14 protein-coding genes and 4 pseudogenes are annotated in these 24,223 nt (G+C 72.0%); 9 read left to right on the top strand and 9 right to left on the bottom strand.

Translation table 11 applies throughout. The features are described 5' to 3' along the window. Positions 1-177 precede the first annotated feature (177 nt). Positions 178-976 (bottom strand): annotated as a pseudogene (locus BLV72_RS20765) (IS5 family transposase). 345 nt (positions 977-1,321) lie between these two features. Here BLV72_RS20765 and BLV72_RS20760 point away from each other — a divergent pair. After that, the gene (locus tag BLV72_RS20760) at positions 1,322-3,139 is read left to right on the top strand and encodes an IS481 family transposase (RefSeq protein ID WP_425288529.1); all 1,818 of its coding nucleotides are present in this window, start codon (positions 1,322-1,324) and stop codon (positions 3,137-3,139) included. Between the two features lie 117 nt (positions 3,140-3,256). On the opposite strand, the gene BLV72_RS20755 is transcribed toward BLV72_RS20760, so the two are convergent. Beyond that, on the bottom strand, positions 3,257-4,036 hold the full coding sequence (locus tag BLV72_RS20755) for a helix-turn-helix transcriptional regulator (RefSeq protein ID WP_093470455.1): 780 nt from the start codon (positions 4,034-4,036) through the stop codon (positions 3,257-3,259). 381 nt (positions 4,037-4,417) lie between these two features. Here BLV72_RS20755 and BLV72_RS20745 point away from each other — a divergent pair, with 381 nt between their 5' ends. Then, a complete protein-coding gene (locus BLV72_RS20745) occupies positions 4,418-5,446 on the top strand; it encodes a 1-aminocyclopropane-1-carboxylate deaminase/D-cysteine desulfhydrase (protein ID WP_167746384.1) in 1,029 nt (342 codons plus the stop codon). On the opposite strand, the gene BLV72_RS20740 is transcribed toward BLV72_RS20745, so the two are convergent. Beyond that, positions 5,421-6,359, bottom strand: a complete 939-nt coding sequence (locus BLV72_RS20740; protein WP_208905677.1) for an ATP-dependent DNA ligase — start codon at positions 6,357-6,359, stop codon at positions 5,421-5,423. The two genes, BLV72_RS20745 and BLV72_RS20740, sit on opposite strands and share 26 nt — an antisense overlap. Next, positions 6,356-7,312 (bottom strand): non-homologous end-joining DNA ligase, encoded by a 957-nt coding sequence (ligD, locus tag BLV72_RS20735; RefSeq protein WP_093464020.1) that lies wholly within the window; start codon positions 7,310-7,312, stop codon positions 6,356-6,358. Before ligD ends, BLV72_RS20740 begins: the two co-directional genes overlap by 4 nt. A 30-nt stretch (positions 7,313-7,342) precedes the next feature. Between ligD and ku the strand changes: the two genes are divergently transcribed. Further along, positions 7,343-8,452, top strand: coding sequence for a non-homologous end joining protein Ku (gene ku, locus BLV72_RS20730; protein WP_093464018.1), 1,110 nt, complete (start codon positions 7,343-7,345; stop codon positions 8,450-8,452). 290 nt (positions 8,453-8,742) lie between these two features. Here the strand turns inward: ku and BLV72_RS20720 are convergent, their stop codons facing one another. Then, entirely contained in the window at positions 8,743-9,570 is an 828-nt protein-coding gene (locus BLV72_RS20720; RefSeq protein WP_093464015.1) for an NAD(P)H-binding protein, read from the bottom strand. Positions 9,571-9,705: 135 nt separating this feature from the next. Between BLV72_RS20720 and BLV72_RS20715 the strand changes: the two genes are divergently transcribed. Then, positions 9,706-10,317: a TetR/AcrR family transcriptional regulator gene (locus tag BLV72_RS20715; RefSeq protein ID WP_244320882.1), complete on the top strand. Its 612-nt coding sequence runs from the start codon at positions 9,706-9,708 to the stop codon at positions 10,315-10,317. 10 nt (positions 10,318-10,327) lie between these two features. On the opposite strand, the pseudogene BLV72_RS20710 reads toward BLV72_RS20715, so the two are convergent. After that, positions 10,328-10,612 (bottom strand): annotated as a pseudogene (locus tag BLV72_RS20710) (beta-1,6-galactanase); the annotation flags it as partial. Between the two features lie 200 nt (positions 10,613-10,812). Continuing rightward, positions 10,813-11,130, bottom strand: a pseudogene (locus tag BLV72_RS20705) (helix-turn-helix domain-containing protein); the annotation flags it as partial. Positions 11,131-11,345: 215 nt separating this feature from the next. On the opposite strand from BLV72_RS20705, the pseudogene BLV72_RS20700 reads away from it, so the two are divergent. Then, a pseudogene (locus BLV72_RS20700) lies at positions 11,346-13,345 on the top strand (GTP-binding protein). 6 nt (positions 13,346-13,351) lie between these two features. Here BLV72_RS20700 and BLV72_RS51085 read toward each other — a convergent pair. Next, positions 13,352-13,906: an IPT/TIG domain-containing protein gene (locus BLV72_RS51085; protein WP_093464014.1), complete on the bottom strand. Its 555-nt coding sequence runs from the start codon at positions 13,904-13,906 to the stop codon at positions 13,352-13,354. Between the two features lie 239 nt (positions 13,907-14,145). Between BLV72_RS51085 and BLV72_RS49980 the strand changes: the two genes are divergently transcribed. Genes BLV72_RS49980 through BLV72_RS20670 form a run of 4 tightly spaced genes read left to right on the top strand, consistent with a single transcriptional unit; the run spans position 14,146 to position 22,136 of the window. Next, complete coding sequence (locus BLV72_RS49980; RefSeq protein ID WP_244320880.1) at positions 14,146-18,393, top strand: tetratricopeptide repeat protein; 4,248 nt, start codon at positions 14,146-14,148, stop codon at positions 18,391-18,393. A 19-nt stretch (positions 18,394-18,412) separates the two neighbouring features. Then, a complete protein-coding gene (locus tag BLV72_RS20680) occupies positions 18,413-19,924 on the top strand; it encodes a VWA domain-containing protein (protein ID WP_093464012.1) in 1,512 nt (503 codons plus the stop codon). Next, positions 19,921-20,853 carry a hypothetical protein gene (locus tag BLV72_RS20675; RefSeq protein WP_093464011.1) on the top strand — a complete coding sequence of 311 codons (933 nt, stop codon included), beginning with the start codon at positions 19,921-19,923 and terminating at the stop codon, positions 20,851-20,853. Before BLV72_RS20680 ends, BLV72_RS20675 begins: the two co-directional genes overlap by 4 nt. Further along, positions 20,850-22,136 carry an ABC transporter substrate-binding protein gene (locus tag BLV72_RS20670; protein WP_093464010.1) on the top strand — a complete coding sequence of 429 codons (1,287 nt, stop codon included), beginning with the start codon at positions 20,850-20,852 and terminating at the stop codon, positions 22,134-22,136. Before BLV72_RS20675 ends, BLV72_RS20670 begins: the two co-directional genes overlap by 4 nt. A 6-nt stretch (positions 22,137-22,142) precedes the next feature. On the opposite strand, the gene BLV72_RS20665 is transcribed toward BLV72_RS20670, so the two are convergent. Beyond that, entirely contained in the window at positions 22,143-24,041 is a 1,899-nt protein-coding gene (locus BLV72_RS20665) for an MFS transporter (RefSeq protein ID WP_093464009.1), read from the bottom strand. Positions 24,042-24,223: the final 182 nt, after the last annotated feature.

The following is a 24,223-nucleotide window of genomic DNA, read 5'->3' as shown; positions in this document are numbered from 1 at the left end:
CGCGCTGTGGGCATGCCGAACGGCCGTAGAGGCTTTGGACGGGAGCTGCCACGGGGCGAGAGACCAGGGGGCCTTACGCTGGCCCGCGAATCGGGCTGGCTCCTCGCCTGCCCGCAATGGCCCGATCGGCCCCTGGTCTTGGAGGCTCGCCCCGTGGTGGCTGTCTAACAGGTCATCTCATTTGGCGAGCCGGCGGTAGCAGATGAGGGTGCAGGCGATGCTGGTGAAGGCCAGGAAGTGGCTGGCTTTGCGCTCGTAGCGTCGGTGGAGGCGTCGGCATCCGGCGAGCCAGGCCATGGTGCGTTCGATGGTCCAGCGGTGCCGGCCCAGCCGCTGGCTGGAGTCCGTCCACTTGCGGGCGATCCGGGGCGTGATGCGTCGGTCGCGTAACCATCGCCGCAGGTGGTTGTAGTCGTAGCCCTTGTCGCCGTGGAGCTTGCCGGGCCTGCGCCGTCGTCGGCCGCGCCGGGAGCGGATCGGCGGTATGCCCTGCACCAACGGGATCAAGGCCTGGCTGTCATGGACGTTGGCACCCGAGACGCCAACGGACAGGGGCAGACCCGTCCGCTCGGTGATCAAGTGGATCTTCGAGCCGTACTTGCCCGGTCCACAAAATTCGGGCCTGTCAGCTCCCCCTTCTCAGGGCCCGCATGTTCGCCGAGTCGATCGCGCAGCGGGACCAGTCCAGCTCGCCGCGGGAACCGAGTTCGTCAAGGACCAGGCGGTGGAGCTTGGCCCACACCCGGGCCTTCGACCACTCCGTGAACCGCCGGTGGGCTGTGGCTCCCGATGGCCCGAACGAAGCGGACGGCAACTGCTGCCACGTACAACCAGACGTCGCGACGAACACGATCGCGGCCAGCACTTCCCGGTCACCATGCCGACGCCGGCCACCGCCTTGCGGACGGGTCGGCGCCTCCGGCACCACCCGCTGGAACAACTCCCACAGCTCATCCGGCACCAGCCGCTCCACGATCCCCACACCGGCAGACTATCGAACAAACCAAATGAGATGACCTGTAAAGCCTCGGATGCCGTCGGCCCCCGCCACGACGCCCTGTCGCGACGGCGGCCGAGGGGCGCAGGGAAGACCGGCCGCCAGGCCGCAGCCCGGCCGGGGCGCCCTGGCCGCCCGGCGCGCCGCAGGCGCGCCCTTGAGTAAGTAAAGAGACTTTAGACGCGCCTTGGCCCAGCCCTCTGTCCGGTCCCGGTAGATGCTTGACAGTTCGGTCCCAGCTGATGGTTGACAGTGGCCGTGATCGGCTTTTCTGTGCGCGTCGTTGCGGCGCGTGGCAGGAGGCCGGGATTGGCGCTGGTGGAGTTGTCGGTTGTCGAGCAGAGATACCGGGCTGTCCTGGCCGTGCTGGCGGGTGCGACGGTGACCGAGGTCGCCGCGTCGCTTGGGGTGTCCCGGCAGACGGTCAGCGGCTGGAAGTCGAGGTATGAGGCTTCGGGGCTGGCCGGGTTGGCGGACCGTTCCCGTAGGCCGGTGTCGTGTCCGCATCAGGCCTCTGCGGAGGTGGAGGCGGCGGTGTGTGAGCTGCGGCGCAAGCACCCGAGGTGGGGTCCGCGGCGGATCGCTCATGTGCTGGAGCGGTCCGGGGCAGTGAGCCCGGTGCCGTCACGAATGACCGTCTATCGGATCCTGGTCCGTCATGGGCTGGTGGAACCTGGAGTCCGGCGCCGGAAGCGGTCGGATTACAAGCGTTGGCAGCGGGACCGTGCGATGCAGTTGTGGCAGATGGACATCGTCGGCGGCGTGATGCTCGTCAACCCGGTCACCGGTGAGCTGACCGAGGCGAAGATCGTGACGGGTGTGGACGATCACTCCCGGTACTGCGTGATCGCCAAGGTGGTCGAGCGGGCGACCGGGCGGGCGGTCTGTGCGGCGTTTGTGGGCGCTCTGCGGGTGTTCGGGGTGCCGGAGGAGGTGCTGACGGACAACGGCAAGCAGTTCACCGACCGGTTCGGGCAGGGCGGTGAGGTGCTGTTCGACCGGATCTGCCGGGAGAACGGGATCGCGCACCGTCTCACCCAGCCGGCCTCGCCGACCACGACGGGCAAGGTTGAGCGGTTCCATCAGACGCTGCGGCGCGAACTCCTGGATGACTGCGGGGCGTTCGAGAGCATCGAGGCGGCTCAGGCGGCACTGGATGCGTGGGTGGAGGAATACAACTGCGTGCGGCCGCATCAGGCGCTGGACATGCAGTCTCCGGGAGACCTGTTCGCCTCGGTTTCCGAGCAGGAGCGGGACGTCCTGGGTCTGAAGATCCCCGGAGTGCTTGCGCTGGTGCCGCAGCAGCGGATACCTCCTGCGGATCCGGTCCCAACCGAAGCGTCGGCTGTTCATGCCGGTCCGCCTGAGGTGGTCCCGGCAGTGGTCCCGGCAGTGGTGCCGGTGGAGCCCGGTGGGCCGGTGGAGTTCGAGCGGGTGGTGCCTGCGAGTGGGAATCTGCAGGTCGCGGGCAAGCAGTTCTGGCTCGGACCGGCCCGCTCAGGACTGACGGTGACCTTCTGGGCCGACACCTCGGTGATCCATCTGCTGATCGCGGGAGCACGGATCAAGAGTGTGCGTTCGCACCTGTCGGTGGCGGATCTGGGACGGTTGGCGGCCCGGGGCGGGCGTCCGGGCGGGCCGGCCCCGCTTCCGGTCGGTGACGGGGTGGCGTTCGAGGTGGACCGGGTGGTGAACAACAGTGGCCTGGTGGGTCTGGGCGGGCACCAGGTGCTGGCGGCGGAGATCCTTGGCGGCCGCCAGGTGGGTATCCGGATTGACGAGGAGACGCTGTCGTTCTTCGATCCGTCCTCGCGGGAGCTGTTGCGGGTGCGGCCCAACCCGCTGCCCCGTGAGGAAGTCCGCAGGCTGCGGGGCCTGCGTCCGGCCGGACCGCCGCCGAGGCCGGGCGTCGAGCCTGTGCGTGTGCAGCGGCGGGTCAGCGCGGTGGGCACCGTCATGGTCTGTCGCCAGGTCGTCTCCCTTGGTCGGCCCTACGCAGGGCAGACCGTGACCGTCCACGTCTCTGACTCCACGATCAGCGTCGAGCTGGACGACCAGGTCCGGGTGATCCAGCGGACGACCGACGTCCCGGTCCGTAACGTGAAAGCGAACAAGCCCCACGGGGCTCCCTACGTTGTCTAGGCCCACCGTCAAGCAACACCTGGGACCAGAACGTCAAGCATCAGCTGGGACCCGACATTGGCCCAGCCCTCTGCCTACCGATCACGGCCGACCCATCGAGCCCCCTGAGCGGACCGGTCACTCCGGCGGGACGCTGTACCGCTCCAGGGTGGCCTTGGAGACCGAGGTGTCCATGAGGCGCAGCTCCCATGGGCCAGTGTTGACGTCAAAGTCCTTGCCGAAGCCGACCCACTTGCCAGCCATGCGGCGACTGGTCGGCTCCACAAGCATCTGAAGCGCGCCGTGGTAGCACGCCCCCTGGTAGTAGCCGCCGGTGGCCGTCTGCTCGGTCCAGGTGCCCGTGACCACGCTCCGGTCAACGGTGAGGTCCAGGGAGAGCGGGGAGTCCGGGTTCGAGGACGCTCCGTTGAGAGACCGTCCCGTCAGACGATTGCCGTGCTGTACGAGCACCACGTAGTGCCTGCCCTCGAAGACGTCCTCGCGCCCTGACGAGTAGTACTCGTACCGGGAAAGCCAGACGCCACTGTAGTTATCCGCCGCCGTCTGCTGGCCCGCCCGGGTGTCGGCGGAGGCGGGAGCCACACCCTCCGCGCTCGGTGTCATGTCATGCCCTCCTGTTCCATCACCATGGACTCTCGCCATGGGCACCTGCGGGGCGAATCCCAACGACTCGATCGGCACCCCTGTGACCCTCTCCAGCGCGCGGATGTAGACCGGCCTCGGCGATCTGCTGATACCGGATTCCCAGCGTTGGACCAGCCGCTTGCTGGCCTCGTTCGGCTCGCCTAATTCGACACCTGCCCGGCGGAGCGCCTTTGCCAAGTCGTCCTGGCTCATCCGCAGGCCGATCCGCACGGCCCGCAGCGCGTCATTCGGTGCGTGTACCTCGGTCGTCATGACGTCCACGCTAGCCCTGAACACCCATGAATGACACCGAAATGACACCCTTTGAGGGACACCCGAGTAGCGCCTTTTCTGTCGTCGCGGCGTCCTGGGCAATGGCGAGACCATCACGACCCAAAGCGACAGAAGAGGCAGATCGTGATGGACAAGGCAGAAAAGGGACAGCGGCTCATGAGCCTGCGGGTGTCCCATGACAGTGGCCAGACCTGGAGCGCCGAGGTGGTGGTCATCAGCAGTGACCCTCTGGCTCCCCTCCTCACCTCGACATGGCCACCTTGCCAGTGCTTACGCTGTGTGACCGGCTCGGGCCCGGCGTCCGTACGGCCCACAGGCGGCACGGCTCAGTAAACGAGGGCCAGCGGTCAGAATGGACAGGTGAGACGCCCGATAGACCTCGCCACCCTGTACCAGCCCTGGCCGCCGTCCCCGTTGCAGGACGTACAGGACGAGTGGCTTGCCCGCCGGGGCGTGGAGCTGCGACTCAAGCGGGATGACCTCATCCACCAGTGGCTTTCCGGCGCCACCGGGGCACACGCACCAGCGGACCTGTACCCTCCGGGCAACAAGTGGCGCAAGCTCACCCCGAATCTGCGCGCGGCCGTCGAGCAGGACCACACCCGGCTGCTCACCTTCGGCGGGGCGTACTCCAACCACATCCGCGCGGTGGCGGCAGCGGGCGCCGCGTACGGGCTGTCGACGGTCGGGGTCATCCGGGGCGACGAACTGGCCGACGCACCGCGCAACTGGTCGCTGGCGCGGGCCGAGGAGCACGGCATGGAGCTGGCCTTCGTCACCCGCTCCGCCTACCGCGAGACGCTGCGCGGCCTGAGCGAGGACGACCCGGGCACGCTGCGGGTGCTGGAGGAGCGGTGGGGGCGCGCCTACGTCCTTCCGGAGGGCGGTACGAACGTCCTGGCGGCGGGCGGGGCGGCGGAGCTCGTGGCGGAGCTGCCCGACCTGGGCTCCCCCGATGTGGTGTGCTGCGCCGTCGGCACGGGCGGCACCCTCGCCGGTATCACGGCCGCGCTCCCGGCCGGTGCGCGGGCGGTGGGGTTCGCCGTTCTGAAGGGGGCGGACGGCTATCTGGAGGGCGAGGTGGCCGAGTTGCACCGGCGCGGGTGGGGGCGGACGTTCGGCAACTGGCGGATCGAGCACGGCTATCACGGGGGCGGGTACGGGCGCGTTCCGGTGGAGTTGGAGGCGTTGGCGGCCCGGTTCGAGGAGCGGCAGGGGGTGCGGGTGGAGCGGCGGTATGTGGCGAAGATGCTGTGGGGTGTGTACGGGCTGGTGGAGCGGGGCGAACTGGCCCCGGGCAGCCGGGTGACGGCGGTGGTCACCGGGCCGCCGGATCCGGAGCCGGGGCGCGCCGCGCGCGAGGTCAGTCGGGGATGCGGAGGCGCATGACCCTCGTCGCCGCGTGGCGGACCGTGCCTTCCTGGCGGACCTCGACCGTCAGGTCCGGGGTGATCGGGCGGTAGGCGATCTCCGCGCCGACCCGGTCCAGGGCGGTGGGGAGTTCGGCGGGCGGGGGCTGGGGGTCGGGCAGATCGCGCAGGGCCGTGCTGAGCTGGGCCCGGACGGCCGTGGCGAGCGGGGCGGAGATCACGGGCACGTCGTCGCCGGGGAGCACCAGCGCCAGGGCGCGCGGGCGCAGGCGGGGGCCGACGACGCCCACGACGACGGCGTCACGCGTCTCCGAATGGCGCACCTTCCGCCAGTGGCGGCCCGGCCGGTAGGGCTGGTCCAGTTCCTTGACGACCAGACCCTCGATACCGATCTCCAGAAGCGACTCGTACCAGGTGGCCGCGAGCTGCGGATCGGTCGTCATCGGCACGGCCTGCAGCGGTGGGCCGAGCGGTTCGAGGAGCGCCATCAGCCGGGCCCGGCGCTGTTCGTACGGAAGCGGCCGCAGATCCTCCTCGCCGATCGCGAGCAGGTCGAAGGCGGCGTAGGAGGCGGGCAGTTCCCGGGCGAGCCTCCCCGCCCGGGACTCGGAGGCGGCGAAGGCGCGCTTCTGGACGGCGGCGAAGTCCGTACGGTTGCCCGACCACACCACCACCTCGCCGTCGAGGACCGTGCCGGGCGGCAGCGGCAGCGCGGCGGCCTCCAGGTCGGGGAAGGCGCGGGTGATGATGCGGCCGGAGCGGGCCTGCATCCTTACGGTGTCCGCCAGCCGGAAGATCAGCAGCCGATGGCCGTCGAACTTGGGCTCGTACGCCAGCCGCCGTCCGGGCGGGGCGGTCGGCAGGGTGGGGACGACGCGGGCCAGCGCCACCTCGACCGGCGGCTGAAGGGGCGGCTCAGGGGACGACGTCATCGGTCGACCGCGTCTTCGTCGTCGGCGTCCTCGTCTCCGTCACTTTCACGGGCACCTCCCGCGCCCGTCGGCAGCGGGCGCGCCTGCCCGGGGTCCAGCAGCGGGGCGAGCAGATCCCCGTGGCGTTCGAGCCGCGCGGGGATGTCGTCGATCAGGAAGGTCAGCGCCGCCGGGGCCCGGCACTCCTCGACCTCCTCCCAGGTGACGGGCGTGGAAACGGCCGGTTCGGGGACGGCGCGGGGGGTGTAGGGGGCGGCGGTGGTCTTCGCGGCCGCGTTCTGGCTGAAGTCCACGTACACCTTCCCCGGCCGCAGCGCGCGGGTCATCTTGCGGATGACCAGGTCCGGCATGGCGTTCGCGGCCTCCAGGGCCAGCCGTCTGGCGTAGGCGGTGACCTGACGGGAGGGGGTCGGCTCCACCGGCACCAGCAGATGCAGCCCCTTGGAGCCACTGGTCTTCGCGTACGCCGTGAGGCCGTCGCCGGCCAGCCGCTCGCGCAGCCATACGGCGACGACGCGGCAGTCCACGATCGTGGCGGGCGGCCCGGGGTCGAGGTCGAAGACGAGCCGGTCGGCGATGCCCATGCCCTGGTCGATCCGCCACATCGGGGCGTGGAGCTCCACCACGAGGTTGGCCGCCCACATCAGCGAGGGCAGGTCCTGGATCAGCACCTGCTCCGCGGTCTCCCCCTTATGGCGGGTGACCTCGGCCGTCGTCACCCAGGAAGGCGTGCCCGGAGGCGGGTTCTTGGTGAAGAACTTCTGGCCGTCGGGGCCGTCCGGGTAACGGAGGAACGCCAGCGGCCGTCCGTGCAGATGGCCGAGGAGCGCGTCCGCGGCCGACGCCAGGTAGTGCAGCAGCTCGCCCTTTGTGGTGCCGGTGGCCGGATGGATGACCTTGTCGAGGTTCCTGAGCGTGATCCGCCGCCCCTCCACCTCCGCGATCGGGGACATACGATAAGAATCTCACGAAAGGGATCAAGCATGCGATCTATCTGGAATGGGAACATTTCCTTCGGTCTGGTGAGCATTCCGATCAAGATCTATCCGGCCACCGAGGACCACTCGATCTCGTTCCGGCAGATCCACACCCGCGACGGCGGCCGCATCCGCTACCGCAAGGTCTGCGAGCTCGAGGACAGTCCGGTCGAGTCGAGCGAGATCGGGCGGGCGTACGAGGACGCGGACGGCGCGCTGGTCCCGATCACCGACGACGACCTCGCGGCCCTTCCGCTGCCCACCACCCACACCCTGGAGATCGAGGCGTTCATCTCCGCCGCCGAGATCGACCCCCTGCAGATGGGCGACGCCTACTACCTGGGCACCACCGGTGCCGCCGGGGCCAAGCCGTACACCCTGCTGCGCGAGGCGCTCAAGCGCAGCGAGAAGGTCGCCATCGCCAAATACGCCCACCGTGGCCGCGAGCGGCTGGGGATGCTCCGCGTCGTGGGCGACACCATCGCGCTGCACCGGCTGCTCTGGCCGGACGAGGTGCGCGAGCCCGCGGGGGTGGCCCCCAAGGAGAAGGTGACCGTCAAGCCGGCCGAACTGGACCTCGCCGACACGCTGATGGAGACGCTCGGCGAGGTCGATCTGAACGATCTGCGCGACGAGTACCACGAGGCGCTGGAGGAGCTGGTGGCGGCGAAGGTGTCCGGCGCCACGCCCGTCGCCGAGCCCGGTGAGCGGCCCGCGGGCGCGCAGGTGGTCGACCTGATGGCGGCGCTGAAGGAGAGCGTCCGCAGCGCCAAGGAGGCCCGGGGGGAGGAGGGTGGGGAGGGTGGGGAGGCCGGGGAGGGCGCGGAGGGCGAGGCCGGGGAAGAGGAGGAGGGGGCGGAGGCGACGGTCCATGAGCTGCGCGGCCGTAAGAAGGCCCCCGCGAAGAAGGCCGCGTCGGCGAAGAAGGCGCCCGCGGGCGAGAAGAAGACGGCGGCGAAGAGGAGCGAGACGAAGGCGGCCAAGGCCGCCAAGTCGGCGGAGGAGCCTGCGGGGAAGGCCGCCGGGAAGAAGCAGACGGGCACGAAGAAGGCCGCGGCCAAGAAGACCACCGCGAAGAAGCAGACAGGCAAGCGCGGCACGCGGACCGCTTCCTGAGGCGGCCCTGGCACCGGCGAGCGCGCACCGCCTGCGCGCCTGCGGCGGGCTGTCCCCTACCCACCCCTTCCCGAACCATGGGGCTCCGCCCCCTGGACCCCGGACGCCCTTCGGGCGTGTCCTCAAACGCCGGACGGGCTGAAATCAGCCCCTCCGGCGCTTGAGCGGCGGGGTCCGGGACACCGGAGCCGACATCAGCCCCTCCGGCGTTTGAGGAGCGGGGTCCGGGGCGGAGCCCCGGTTGTGGGAAGGGGCGGGTAGGGGAAGGCCCGCCGCAGGCGCAACCCCGGTCAGCGGAAGTCGGCCACGTGGTCCTCCACCCACTGCGCGAACGTCCGCCCGGGACGCCCCGTGATGCGCTCCACCTCCGGCGAGACCTCCTGCGGCCGGTCCACCAACCCCGCGAAGACGCGCAGCAGCGAATCCGCCATCTCCGGCGTGAGGAAGTCGCCGACCATCCGCTCCCGCGCCGCCTCGGGCGGGATCTCCTCGTACCGCAGCGGCCGCCCGACGACCTCACCGATGATGCGCACCTGGTCGGCGAAGCTCAGCGACTCGGGTCCGGTCAGCTCGGGCGTCTGGCCGACCAGGTCGTCGGCGAGCAGCGCACGGGCGGCGACCGCGCCCATGTCGGCCTCGTGGATGGCGGCCATCTGCGCCCCGGCGTACGGCCCGTACACCACGTCGCCGGCCTTGATCTGGCCCACCCACTGCAGGGAGTTCGCGGCGAAGCCGCCCGGGCGGACGAACGTCCACTCCAGCCCCGTGGCCTCGACCTCGTCCTCCAGCGCACGGTGGCGGACGCCGATCGGGTTGGTGTGCGGATCGAGGTCCTCCAGGACGGAGGACGAGGAGAGCATCACGATCCGCCGTACGCCGCTCTCCTTGGCCCGCTCCAGGATCTTCTCGGAGCCGACCTGCCAGACCACCGCGGGGTTGAGGAACAGCGCCGTGGCACCGTCCAGGGGCATCTCCTCGGTGCGGGCCGCCCGCACGCCCTTCGGCAGCCGGGCCGCCTCGGGGTCGCGGGTGAGCGCGAGCACCTCGGCGCCCGCGTCGGCCAGCTCCTTCACCACATAACCGCCGACGTTTCCGGTGGCTCCGGTCACCACGAACATGATCAATCTCCTCGCGTGTCCTGCGATGGGTACATCACCGCAGTCAGGTTCATCCAAACGGATGACGATGTCAAACGATTAGATGAGAGCCTGTCGGGAACCCCCGGCTAGCCTGTCCGGGCCGAGGAAGAGGAGATGACGACCATGCAGGGGACGCCCAAGAGGCCCCGTCGCGCCCCCACCCCCGAGGAGCGCAAGCAGTGCCCGGAGCGCTCCCGGCGGCTGCTGATGGAGGCGGCCAGGGACGTGTTCTCCGAGAAGGGGTTCGCGGGCGCCCGCGTCCAGGACATCGCGGACCGGGCGGGCCTCAACAAGCAGCTGATCGCCTACTACTTCGGCGGCAAGGAGGGCCTCTACCAGGAGCTCACCCGCGAGTGGCTGGCGCGCGAGGCGACCTTCAACGACCCCGGGGTCCCCTTCGAGGAGCTGATCGTCCGCTACCTCCGGGAAGCGTTCGACGACCCCCGCGCCATCCGGCTGGCCGTCTGGCGCGGGCTGACCGGCGAGGAGGCGGCGGACGAGCATCCCGAGGACCTGACCGACATCCGGCGCCGGCAGGCCGCGGGCGAGCTGGCGGACGACCTCGACCCGGCCGCCGTGCTGCTGATGTGCTACGCCGTGGTCTCCGCACCCGCCACGATGCCGCACGCCGTCCGCCAGATCTTCGGCATCGATCCGAGCTCGCAGGAATTCCAGGAGCGGTGGGAGGAGCAGCTGCGCCGCATCGTCCGCCACCTGGCGGCGTGAGACCCCCGCCCTACTCCACCACCCCGTCGATCTGGAACGTCTGCACCGAGTTCTCGGCGAACGGAACGCTCAGCCGCTTGCCGTCCAGCGCCGTGTCCCGGCGCGCGGTGTACAGATCGCCGGTGCCCGAGGTGTGGGTCGACCCCGAGCCGGCGTCCAGGATCCGCATCCCGGGGCGGATATGCCGGGTGAACTGGGCGAGCACGTAGTACTTGGTCTGCACGGCGCCCGGCTGGGCGGAGTCCGGGTCGTAGTGGATCAGCGCCCAGCCGGGGCTGGGGTCCATGACCTGCCATTGACATCCACGCCGCCGTGGAGTGCGGCGTCCCCGCCTACCGCGCCGGTGTCGGCTCTGGTTTCGGGTGGGTTCCCGCTTCGCCGCGCTGCGCCGGGATTGGAGATCCTGGTCCTACCTGCGCTCCACGCCGACCGTCCAGCGTCGCGCACCGACTTGGCCAGACGCGTACGGGCGAGACCGTTCACCGCCAGGTTCTCAGGTGGTCCCGCACGCTGCCGTCGGTGCCGCGCTGGTCCATTACGCCAAGCCGGAAAAGCATCCAGATCTCGCAACGATTGCTGGAGGACGACAGCGGACACCTCGCCGAGCCGGACCCGCTCGGGCGTGCGCTTCGCCTCGGTGATAAGCCGCTTCGATAACTCACCGGCCTTCGGGAAGGGCAGCCCCTTCTCACGGGCGGTCTTCCGAGCCCGAAGCGCGTCGTTGCAGACCACCCGCGCGCACCCGAACGCCCGCGCCAACACCGCGCGCTGACCAGCACTCGGATACAGGCGGAAGCGATACCGAAGCTGCACACCGACCACGCTACGCAAGCGGCTCACGAGTATCGACGGGAACGTGTGTTCCAGTCCTCACGCGCCCGTAATTCGGTTGCCTCCGTCCGCCCCCGTGTCCACGATGTCCGGGACCTCACCGCTACGAGCAGGAGCACAGGAGCAACAGATGCGCCGATTCCTCGGAACGACTCAGCGCCCCTACCGGACGACCGTCTTCGAGGACTTCAGCATCCATGCCCAGCTCTCCACGGGTCTCCCGGACCCTCAACATCGGCGTGCTCGCCCATGTCGACGCCGGTAAGACCAGCCTCACCGAGCGGCTGCTCTACGACGCCGGGGTGATCGACCGGCTCGGCAGCGTCGACGCCGGGGACACCCAGACCGACACCGGCGAGATCGAGCGGCAGCGCGGTATCACCGTGCGGACCGCGGTCGCGTCCCTCACCGCCGGGGACACCCAGCTCAACCTGATCGACACCCCCGGCCACTCCGACTTCATCGCCGAGGTCGAACGCGCCCTCGGGGTGCTCGACGGCGCGGTGCTCGTGCTGTCCGCCGTCGAGGGCGTCCAGGCGCAGACCCGGGTGCTGATGAAGACGCTGCGGCGGCTGCGGCTTCCGGTGCTGCTCTTCATCAACAAGATCGACCGGGCGGGCGCCCGCGACGCGGGACTGCTCGCCGATGTCCGGCGCACCCTGGCGCCGCATCTCCTCCCGCTGACGGCGGTACGGGAGCTGGGCACGCGGAACGCGCACGTCCGCTCGCGCTCCCTCGACGATCCGGGGATGCGCACCGAGGCGGCCGAGGTGCTGGCCGAGCTCGATGACGCGATGCTCGCGCGGGTCGTGGACGGTCCGCTCCCCTCGGCCGAGGAGGTGTGGGCCGCGCTGGCGGCCCGTACGGCGGAGGGGCTGGTGCATCCGGTCTTCTTCGGCTCGGCGCTCAGCGGTCAGGGCGTCGAGGCGCTGGTCGAGGGGGTCGCGCGGCTGGTGCCGCCCGCGCCGGGCGGGGCGGAGCCGCGGGGCACGGTCTTCGCCGTGGAGCGCGGCGGTGGCGGCGCCCGGGGTGGCGACGGCCGGACCGGCGGAGGCGGCCGGACCGGCGGCAGCGGTGCCCGGGGCGGCCGTACGGCGTATCTGCGGCTGTTCTCCGGTGAGGTGGCCTTGCGGCAGCGGGTGACGCTGCACCGCCGCGAGCCCGGCGGCGCGCTGACCGAGTACACCGGGCAGATCACCGCGCTGGAGGTCGTGGGCGTGGCGGGGGCCGCGCGGGGGCCGCTGACCGCCGGGAACATCGCGCGGATCAAGGGGCTGCCCGGGGTCCGGGTCGGCGACCGGCTCGGGCCCGTCCGCGACGTCCCGTCGGACCGGCCGCACTTCGCCGCGCCCACCCTCCAGACCCTCGTCCACGCCCGCGAGCCCGGCGCCGCCGCCGCGTCCCGGCTGCACACCGCCCTGCTCGACCTGGCCGACCAGGATCCGCTGATCCACGCGCGGGCGATGCCGGGCGGGGCCACCTCGGTGCTGCTGTACGGCGAGGTGCAGAAGGAGATCATCGCGGCCACGCTGGTCCAGGACTACGGCGTCGAGGCGGAGTTCGAACCGAGCCGTCCCGTGCTCGTCGAGCGCCCCTCGGGGGTGGGCGAGGCCGGTCGTGAGATCGCCCGTTCCGGCCATACCGGGCCGTGGGCCACTGTCGGGCTGCGCGTCGAGCCCACCGCGCGCGGCGCCGGGGCGGTCTTCGACTACGAGACCGAACTGGGCGCGCTGCCCGCGCGTTCCACCACGCGATCGAGGAGACCGTGTACCACACGCTGTTCCACGGCCCCCGGGGACGCTCGGTGACGGACTGCCGGGTCGTCCTCGTCCGCTCCGGGTTCCTCGGCCCGGTGAGCACCGCGGCGGACTTCCGCGACGTCACCCCGGTGGTGCTCGAGGAGGCGCTGGAGCGGGCGGGGTGGCGGGTGTACGAGCCGTACCACGCCTTCGAGCTGGAGCTCCCGCCCGAGACGCTCGCCGCGGTCACCGCCCACCTCGCCGCCGCCGAGGCGGACATCGGAGAGAGCGTGGACGGTGCCACGGGTTGGCTGCTCCGGGGCGAGATCCCGGTCCGCCGGGTGCACGGTTTCGAGCATGTCCTGCCCCGGCTGACGCACGGCGAGGGGGTGTGGTGGTCCCGGCCGTGCGCCGACCGGCCGCTGCGCGCCGGGGCGGCGCGCGAACCGCACGCCTAGGCACCGCTAGATTCCGGGCGCCCCCACCCGGGTGTAGACGAGGCTGTTGCTGGTGCCGCCGGGCGTGGTGACTCGCACGTTCACCGGGCCGGCGGCCCCGGACGGGGCGATGGCGGTGACCCAGGTGTCGGAGACGACGGTGAAGGAGGTGGGTGTGGTGTCGAACAGCACCGTGCTGGTCGTGGTGAGACCGCTGCCGAAGAGCGTGACGGTGGTCCCGGCGTTGCCGCCGAAGCGCACGGCCGTCGCACCGGCGAGATTGGTGCCGGTGATGGTGACGGTCTGGCCACCGGCGGACGATCCCTGACTGGGTGAGATGGGCGTGGCGTAGTCCCTCCTGAGGTGAGCCGAGGTGGAGCCGAAGTGAGCCGAAGTGAGCCGAGGTGCGGGGCATCGAGGTGGACGGGACCGGGCGGGCTGGACCCGCTCGCGCTCACGGATATCCGGTGCGCGACCGCGGGCGTTGGGGCACCCGCCCGGTCCTCCTCGCGGTACGCCTGGCGCCCGGCTCCGGCGAGGACGCGGCGCCCCAGCGCCGAAAGACAACGGCGGGGGTTCCACCGCACACTTTCAGTAATCCATCCGACGTAGCGCGCCACAAGAAGGGTGACGCCACGTCACCCGAATGGCCGGGCGTGCGGGATGGGCCGGGCCGGGCGCCGCACGCGCCCGGCCTGCCATCCCGCTCCGCGCCGTCCCGGCACGCCCCTTTCCGGGCCCGGTCCCACCCCTCACCCGTTCCCGTGACCCATCGGACGGACGGGTCACTTCCGTACCTCCCGGGCGTATGCTCTTGCCACATGGGGGCGGAAATGGGCATTACCGCCGATGAGACCTCCAGCGGGGGCACTTGGCGGGTAAGGATCCGGAGTTCGGCCGGTGGCGTCCTGGGCGCCGGAATCCTTCTGGGCAGCGAGACGGTGCTGACGTGCGCCCATGTGATCCCCGACGACGGGCTCCCGGTGCCCGCCACCGAGGTGCTGGTCGACCTGGTCGAGGTGCCCGACGCCGCACCGGTCCCCGCACGCGTCGCCGACGGCTGCTGGGTGCCCCAGCGCTCCGACGGATGCGGCGATGTGGCGCTGCTGCGGCTGAGCCGGCCGCAGCCCGCCGAGCACGCCGCGCCGCTCTACCGGCTGCCGCCGGTGCTCGGCCGCCCGGTGTGGATGGGCGGCTTCCCCAAGGGGCTCGACAACGGCCACTATCTGCGCGCGAAGACCGCCGGGCGGGTCGGCCCCCGGGCGGAGTGGGTGGGGCTCGACCCCAAGTCGCCCCGGGATGTGGTCCGTAAGGGCTTCAGCGGCGCCGGGGTGGAGGACGAGGCGACCCGGCATGTGATCGGCATGGTCGTCAGCCGGTACGACGACCCTGTCGGCGTCCCCTCCGCCAAGCGCCTCAGCGTCTCCTACATGATCCCGGTGGAGACGATCGTGCGCCATCTGCCGGTGGTCCACCGCTGGTTACGGGGCGACCCCGGGGTGGACCGGCCGCTGGTCTCCCAGTTGACCACCGGCGTCCAGGACATCGGCTTCGCCCAGCGGCTCGCCGTATGGCTGCGCCGGGAGCCCCTCACCGGGCGCCCGGACATCGCGGACGTGGAGACCGTGGTCATCGAGGACGACGACCACGCGCGGTACGAGGCGCTCAGCCGCGCCATCACACTCGCCGACCGCGAGTTGTCGGGCGGCGGCCCGGACGAGGCGGTCTCCGCCGCGCCGCACGGCACCGTACCGCCGCTGGGCAGTGTGGACCTGGCCATCGACGTCACCGGGCGCACCGACACCGAGGTCGCGCTGCGGGTCGCGGACCGGATGGATCTGCGCTCGCCCGGCGACACCTCCCCGCTCAGCCGGGTCCGGGCCAACGCGGTGCCGCTCACCATCGTGGCCGTCGGCGTGGACCGCGCCCGCGATCCGGAGGCGCTGGTCGGCTTCATGAAGCTGCTCGCCGACCGGGGCGGCCGGCTGATGCTGGTCTTCCGCGACCCCCACTCCCGTGGACTGCGCCTGGCCGAGCGGCTGTTCCGCCCCGAGGCGGCCCGGATCGACGGCTGGCTGGACGAGCTCGCCGGGCGGGTGGCCCTCGCCGCCGACCGCGAGCACGAGGCGGCCGAGCGCGGGGCGCGCCGCTCGTCCCTGTCGGACGCCGAGGACGCGACGGCCTTACGGATCAATCTGACCCGGCTGCGCTCCGACCCCGAGCTGCGCTCCCACCGCATCGTCGCCAAGCTGGCCGCGTTCGAGCACACGGTCCGGACGGTCGCCGAGCGGGCCGAGGAGACACTGCGGGTGATCGAGGCCCAGCAGCCCGCGGTCCAGGAGCTGAAGTGGCAGCTGGTGTCGTACACGGCGATGCTCGGGAGCAAGGCCGAATCCGAGCGGGCGGAGCTGATTCCGCTGCACCGCGCCGCGGTGCGGCTGCTGGCCGCGGTGCCCTGTGATCTGCCGGAGGCCCGCCGCGCCGTCGACCGGTTCGTGGCCGCCGTGCACACACCGCCGGAGGGGAGGCGCCATGACGGACGGCAATCGTCCGAACGGCGGTCGTGCGGACCGCAGTCGTACGGGCGGCAATCGTCCGGACAGCGATGGCCCGGACAGCGATCGTCCGCACTGCAATCGCCCGGACTGCCGCGGCGAGGGCCTGGGCCGGATCAACGCCCGGGGTTCTGCACGGAGTGCGGCCGCAGGGCCCTGCCCACCGCTCCCGAGCCCACTCCCCTCCCCGCCCAGGCGCGCACTTCTCCGCCCACCCAGGCGCGGACTCTCCCGCCCACCCGGCCCGGCGAAGCGCTGACGTCCGAGTCCACCGCGACCACGGCCCGCGCCCGCCGCCGCGATGTGGCGCGGAAGTTCACCGTAAGGCCGGCGGGCGAGGATCCGCTGGCCCTGCCCCGGGTTGAACTGCCCTCGCTGCGCGACCTGGTGATGGACGATCCGCATCCCCCCTCGCGCGGCCAGACCTGCGGCTGGGAGGGGTGCGAGGAGATCGTGGGCGCGCCCTACGGCGGGCAGCCCGCGCTCTCCAGGGGCTACTGCCCGCGCTGCCGCCATCCGTTCGACTTCGCCCCGCGGCTCAGCCCCGGAAATCTGCTGGGCGATCAGTACCGGGTGATCGGCTGCGTGGGGTACGGCGGGCTCGGCTGGGTCTATCTCGCCGAGGACACCCAGCTTGACGACCAGCCCGTGGCCATCAAGGGCCTGATCAACAACGAGGACGAGGCGGCCCTGCGGACGGCGGTCGAGGAGCGCCGCTATCTGACCATGCTCGACCACCCCGGCATCGTCCGGATCATCAACTACGTCACCCAGCCCGACCCCCGGGACGGCGCGCTGGCGGGCTACATCGTGATGGAGTTCGTCGGCGGGATGACCCTCGCCCAGATCAAGGACCACATCGCGGACGCGGTGAGGCCGTACGACGGGCCGCGGCTGTACGAGCACATCCTGGCCTACGGCTGTCTGGTGCTGCGCGCGGTGGGCTATCTGCACGGCGAGAAGCTGCTGTACTGCGATCTCAAGCCGAGCAACGTGATGCACTACGAGGACCGGGTCAAGGTGATCGACCTCGGCGCGGTGCGGCGGGTGGGCCAGCGGGACGGCGGGCCGCCCGTGATCACCGAGGCGTTCGCCGCCCCCGAGGTGCTGACCCGGGGCGCCTCGGCCCTCACCGAGCGCCATGACCTCTTCGGGGTCGGCAGGACGCTCGAAGAGCTCTCCGACAAGGCCACCCGGCAGGCGCAGCGGCCGCCGGGCCTGGGCGCCGAGTCCTACCGCCGGGTGCTGGCCCGCGCCACCGCGGCCGACCCGGAGCGGCGGTTCGGGTCGGCCGCGGAGATGTCCGAGCAGCTGTGGGGCGTGCTGCGGGAGATCCACTCGCTGCGGCTGCGCCGGGAGCAGCCGCAGCCGTCCACGCTCTTCGCCCCGACCTCGGCGCTGCTGGACTCCTCGCTGGGCCGGATCCCGGACCTGGAGCGCTGGCTGGACGGGGAGCCGCGTCCGCTGCTGGCGTCCGGGCTGCCCCGCCCCGAGCAGGTGCCGTCCGGGCTGCCGGTGCCGTTCCCGGACGCGGCGGATCCCGGCGCGGCGCTGCTGGGCGTGCCGACCGACAGCGGGCCCCGGCGGCTGATCGAGCAGTTGCACGCCTTCCCCCGCCCCTCCGCCGAGATCCGGCTGCGCACCTGCCGCGCCTATCTGGAGCTGGGCGAACGGGAGGCGGCAGCGCAGGAGTTGGCGATCGCCGTGGAGCTGATCGGCTCGGCCGCCCCGTACGACTGGCGGCTGTCCTGGCACCGCGCCCTGCTGCGGCTGGCGGACGGCGCGGTGGCCGACGCCCGGCGGGAGTTCGACGAGGTCTACAGCGCCCTGCCCGGGGAGTACGCACCCAAGCTGGCGCTGGGCTACTGCGCCGAGCACCTGGGCGACCACGAGGCCGCCAAGCGGTTCTACGAGGCGGTGTGGCAGCGCAACCGCTCGCAGGGCAGCGCCGCGTTCGGGCTGGCCCGGCTCCGGCTCGCGGCGGGCGACCGGGGCGGCGCGGTGGACATCCTCGGCGGGGTGCCGAAGGTCTCCCGCCACTACGACGCCGCGCGGATCGCCATCGTGCGGGTGCTGTCGGGGCGGCTGGGGCACCCGGACGCCCTGCCGACAGCCGAGGATCTGGCGGAGGTGCGCACCCGGCTGCCGCGGCTGTATCTGGACGAGGGGCGGGAGTCCGGCCCGGCCCGCGACCGGCTGACCGCGGAGTCGCTGGAGGTGACGCTGGACTGGGCGGAGCGGCAGTCCGGTGCCGGGGAGCGGAGGGGTGAGCCCGCTGGGCGCGCCCGTTCCCGGCGCTGGGTGCGGAGGGGGCGTGCCGCCGCGGCGGCCGAAGCGCTTCGGAGGGGAACCGAACCCCCGTCGCTGGTGTATGGAGAGTGGGAGGACGAAAGCGCGCTGCGCGCCGAATTGGAGCTGACCCTGCGCCGGCTGGCCCGGCAGGCGGACAGCCCCGAGGCGCTCGGTGCGCTGATCGACCACGCGAACGCCATCAGGCCCGTGACCCGCGTCTGACGTCTGACAGGGGGATCAGATGAACGAGGACCGCAGAGAGCGACAACACGCCCCGGGCCCGGAGGGCGCGGACGGGGGTCCGGCCCTCACCCTGCGGGTGCACCAGAACAAGTACCTCCCCGCCTCCGCGGGCCGCACCGAGATGCACGCCATCGTCAGCGTGCGGGCCCGCGGCCTGGGCCCGGCGGCGGCCCTTACCGCCGCCTCGGAGGTCATCGTCATCGACTGCTCGATGTCGATGAGCTGGCCACCGACGAAGATCGCGGCGGCGCGGCGGGCCACCGCCTCCGCGGTCGGCATACTCCGCGACGGCACCCGTTTCGCGATCGTCGAGGGCACCGAACAGGCCCAGGTCGTCTATCCGTTCACCGGCGGCATGGCGGTCGCGGGGCCCGACACCAAGGCCGCCGCCGCCCGGGTCGCGGCCCGGCTGCCCGCGGTCGGCGGCACCGCGATCGGCTCCTGGCTGGATCTCGCCCGCCGGCTCCATCTGCGGCAGCCCGCCGCGATCCAGCACACCCTGCTGCTCACCGACGGCCGTAATGAACACGACCCGCCCGGCTATCTGGACAAGGTGCTGGACGCCTGCGCCCCGCATTTCACCTGTGACGCACGCGGGATCGGCGACGGCTGGGACGCCACCGAGCTGAAGCGGATCGCGCGCCGGCTGCACGGCAGGGCCGATGCGGTCCTGGAGGACGCCGCGCTGGCCGCCGAGTTCGAGGAGATGGTCTCCGCCTCGATGGCCAAGGCGCTGGCCGGGGTGCGGATCCGGATCCGCACCCGGGCGGGCAGCCGGGTCGGCTTCGTCAAGCAGGTGCACCCCACCCGGGTGGACGTCACCGACGAGGGCGTCCGCCCCGATGAGCGCACCTGGGAGTGGACCACCAAGGCGTGGGGCGACGAGACCCGCGAGTACCAGGTGTCCGTGCTCGCCGATCCGCGGGGCGATCCGGCGGGCGAGGACGTCGAGCTGGCCACCGTGGAGCTGGCGGTGGAGGGCGACACCGCGCTGCCGCCGCCCGAGCCGGAGTCCCTGCTGGTCCAGTGGACGGACGATGTGCTGCTGTCGTCCCGGATCGACCCCCGGCTGGCCCACTACGACGCCGACTCCGAGCTGGGCCACGCCATCACCGCGGGCTGTGACGCCTACGAGGCGGGCGACCGGGAGCGGGCCCGCCGCCAGTGGGGGCGGGCCGTCCAGCTCGCCCATCAGCTCGGCAGCGAGAAGATGCTGACCCGGCTGAGCGGGCTGGTCCACATCGTCGACGCCGCCACCGGCGAGGTGCGGATCCGCGAGCCCATCCGGCCGCTGGACCTCAACTCGGCGATCATCGTGTCGGAGGAGAGCGTCCACTTCATGGGGGTGGAGCGGCCGAGGGCCGCCGCGCCGCCCGCCGCGGATGTCATCTGCCCGGCCTGCGGGCGCCGGTCGCCCGCCACCGCCGAGTTCTGCCAGCAGTGCGACACTCCGCTGGGTGCCGAAGCGGGCGACACTCCGCTGGGCGCCGAACCGGGCGGCGCGACATGAGCGGCACCCGTGCCTTCCTGGTCCGCCGGCTGATCGCCCTGCTGGTGGTCACGGCGGTCGCCGTGACCACGCTGCTGGCCGCGTACTACGGCGTCAGCCGCAACTCCGCGGCGGTGACCGACCGGTCCACCCCGGCGATACTGCAGGTCGCCGCCTCCATCGACGCGCTGAACGCCTCCTACGACGACGCGAAGCGCAGCATCTCGAGCCCCACCGCGGAGTTCGAGGGGCTCAGCGAGGAGTACCGCAACCAGCTCTCCACGGCCAAGCAGAGCCTGGCCCAGGTGTCCAAGAGCACCATCGGGGGCGAGTCGGCGCGCGGGTCGCTGCGCACCACCGCGGCGCTGGTGACGTCCTACGGCGACACCGTCGAGCAGGCGTACGCGAACCGCGACAACGCCACGCTCCGGGATGCCTATCTGGGGTATGCCGACTCGATACTGCGGCATGGCCACAGCGGCATCCTCGACCGCCTGAAGGCGGTGCAGCAGCGGCAGTTCGACGTGCTCGACGACCAGACCTCCTTCGGCTGGCTGCTGACGTTCGCCTGGTGGCTGCTGGTGCCCGGGCTGTTCCTCACGCTGGCGGCGCTGCTGGTGCACACCCAGCGCTTCCTGCGGCACCGCTTCCGCCGACTGGTCAATCCCTGGCTGGCGGCGGCGACCGCGCTGCTCATCGCGCTGCTGCCGCTGGCCGCCTTCACGTATCAGACCCAGGACCGGCTGGAGTCGGCCGGGGCCAGCCTGACCCAACCGGGCATCGGCCACACCGGCGGCCCCACCGCCAGAAAGGTGGCGAGGACGATGCGGAACGCGCACTGGCAGGCCGGTGCGGTCGGCTGGATACCCGTGGGCGGCGCCGTGCTGGCCGCGCTGATCCTGGTCGGTCTGCAGCCGCGTATCGACGAGTACCGGTTCCAGTCCCGATGAGCGCGGCGAAGCGGTCCGGTCAGGCCACGGCCACGGTCCTCGGGCTGTGGATGGTGCTGCTGTGTGTCGTGGGCGCCGGCGATACGAGCGGCTGGCAGTCGCGCGGCAGCGTCAGCGTGCTCGCGTCGTGGACCGGCGCCGAGGGCGAGGCGTTCCGGCACCTGCTGGACACGTTCACCCGGCGCACCGGCATCCATGTCGACTACCAGGGCACCACCGCGCTGCGCGAGGTGCTGTCCTCGGAGGTCGGCTCCGGAACGCCACCCGATATCGCCGTGCTGCCCAGCTCGGGCGAGCTGGCCGCCTACGCCCGCCAGCGCCAGCTGACCCCGCTGGACGGAGTGCTCCCGAGCCAGGAGCGCAAGGCGTACGGGCGGCTGTGGACGCCCCGGCTGAGCGCCGACGGGCCGGTCTACGGCATCGCGGTCAAGGCCGATCTGAAGAGCATCGTGTGGTACGACCACGACCGCCGCCCGGACACGCTGCCCGACCTCGCCGCCGACGGCCGCCAGTGGTGCGTCGGCATGGGCGACGACGCCACCTCCGGCTGGCCCGGCACCGACTGGATCGAGGATCTGCTGCTCCAGCAGCAGGGCAGATCCGTCTACCAGGCATGGGCCACCGGCGGGCTGCCGTGGACGGACCCGCGGGTGAAGCGGGCCTGGGAGAGCTGGGGGTCGCTCTTCGGCAGGGACACCGCGCGCACCGCGCTGACCACCGACTTCCGCGAGGCCGGGAGCAAGCTGTTCAACGCGGACCCGCCGTGCGCACTGGAGCACCAGGGGTCGTTCATCCGCAGCGGCTACCCCCGACCGGACAAGGCGGACTTCACCTTCTCCCGCAGCCTGCTCCCCGATGCCGACCGCGGCTCCACCGCCCGCGAGGTGTCGGGGGACTTCGCCGCGATGTTCCGTGACACCCCGCAGGCACAGAAGCTGATGCGCTATCTGGTCTCGGCCGACGCCCAGCGGACCTGGGGCCGGCAGACCGCCACCAAGAGCACCCACCCGTTCTTCGCCAACCCCGGCGTCCCGCTCGACGCCCAGGGCGACGACACGGTGGACCGGAAGATCGCGGAGACCCTCCGGGACTCGGCCTCGCTGTGCCTGGACGCCTCCGACGCCATGCCCACCCGGATGCGGCTCGCCTTCCAGCGCGCCGCACTGACCTACCTCAGCGACACCACCAGGCCACCGGACGGGCTGCTGCGCAGCCTGGAGAAGGTGCGCCAGAGCCTGCGCCGCGCCCCCGACCAGCCCTGGCTGTCTACGGTCTGCGGCTGAGCGGGCTCACGGCACCATCTCGTCCGGGCAGGGCGTGCCCCGCGGCAGCTGGTACTTGCCCGTTATCCGGTAGACACCGGCCCGGGGGGCGTGCAGCACCGTCCACTCGTCCTCCGGCTGGCCCTCCTCACCGCCCTCGGTCTGCTTGGTGAGGCAGCCCTCGCGGTTGACCGGCAGCTCGTCGTCCTCCCCCTTCGGGGCCCGGACGCTGTGCCCGTCGTTGTCCACCAGACCCAGCCACGGCGAGTACGGGATGCGGATGAGCACCGGGCCCTTGGAGCGGACCGACAGCACCAGCTGGTCGGCGCCCGCGCGCTGCACGGTGGCGGGCGGGTCGGCGATCTGCGTCGGGTCCTTGACCTCGTACAGCTTCCAGTTGGCGTCCGACCAGACCTGGCGCAGATACGGCAGCTCGGTGCCGAGCAGCTTGGCCTCCTGCTCCGCCGCGGTGTCCGGGTCGTCCGCGGGCAGCACCACATAGTGCACCGCCCAGCGCTTGAGCCATTCGTGGTAGCTGGCCGGGGTCAGGGTGTCCTCGCCGTAGAAGATCGGGTTCCGGTCGAGGTCGCGCTGGCGGTTCCAGCCGCGCGCCAGATTGACGTACGGGGCGAGCGCGGAGGACTCGCGGTGGCTGCGCACCGGAACCACCTCGACCCGGCCCCGGTCGGCCTTCTCCCGCTTGAGCCGGTCGACCAACGGCGCCAGCTCACGGGCCCAGGACGCCGAGGGGGTGGTGTGGATGACATCGTCGGCGGTCTTGACCCCCTGCCACACCGTGACGGTCGCGAGCGCCAGCACCAGCACGGTCCAGCGGCGGCCCGCGGGCGTGGAGCGCAGCTCGGCGCGCGGCGGCTTGCGCAGGGCGGGCAGCACGGCGATCAGCACCACCCCACCGAAGATCATGCCGAGGCGGGAGATATTGGTGCCGATCTGGGAGGGAATCACCCAGGTGAGCACCACCCCGAAGCAGTAGAGCCCGGCCCCGACCCGCACCGTCGACCAGGTGCGCGGCACGCACATCAGCACGGCGGCGCCGGTGATGAACGGCAGGATCACCGACCCGATGCCCATCGGCTGCTCACCGGAGAACGGGAACAGCCACGCCGACAGGCCGACCACCAGCGCGGGCGTGACCCCCAGCGCGTACGCGGCGGGCCGCCGCTTGGTCAGCCACAGACCGGCGGCCACGACGCCCACGAACAGGCCGGCCACCGGGCTGGACATGGTCGACAGCGCGGCCAGCAGGGCGGCCAGTATGAATCGTCCGGTTTTGTGGTGCCAGTGCCGGGACCGCCACCTGCGCGGCCAGGCGAAGATCACGGCCACCGCCGCGAGCCCGAACATCGCGCCGAGCCCGAAGGTCACCCGGCCCGAGATGGCGTTGCAGGTCAGCGCGAACGCGCCGTAGAGCGCGGGCCACAACGGCCGCCGCACGGCACGGCTGCGCACCAGCAGCAGCGCGAGCAGCCCGGCGGACAGCGTCCCCGCGATCACCATCGTCGAGCGGACGCCGAGGACCGCCATCAGATAGGGCGAGATGACGCTGTACGAGACCGGGTGCATCCCGCCGTACCAGGCCAGGTTGTACGCCGAGTCCGGATGCTGGAGGGCGAACTCCGCCCAGGCGTCCTGCGCGGCGAGGTCACCGCCGCTGTTCGCCAGCAGCGCCACCCACAGCAGATGCAGCAGCGCGGCGGCGGCCAGCGAGGCGCACACAGGATGGCGCAGGGCCGTCCGGGCGCGCTGGAGCAGCCCGCCGGAAGCGGCCCGGCCGCTCTCACGCTCCGCCTCGGCCGGGCCCGTCGGCTCGTCCGGCCAGCGCTGCGTGGGTACGCGTATTCGTGCGGCGGTGCTCTCCTCCGAGCCCCCGCTTTCATCGGCCCGTGTCGGATCCACGGTGGTCACTGCGGCTCTCCCCGTCTTCCCCCGAGGTCTGCCCCATCGTCCTCAACCCCGCACCGGATCGCTCCGGTTCGCATGCGGCGGGTCCAGGCCGGGGACCCATCGACGCTAGCACGCGCCGACGGCCCCGAACCGCGTCGGGCCCCGGCGGCGTTTCGCGCCGGGGCCGCTCCGCTTGTCCCTTG

The organism is Streptomyces melanosporofaciens (assembly GCF_900105695.1).
Taxonomy (GTDB): Bacteria; Actinomycetota; Actinomycetes; order Streptomycetales; family Streptomycetaceae; genus Streptomyces; species Streptomyces antimycoticus.
The sequence above is the reverse complement of the archived record's forward strand: the minus strand, read 5'-3'. Positions and strand labels throughout refer to the sequence as shown.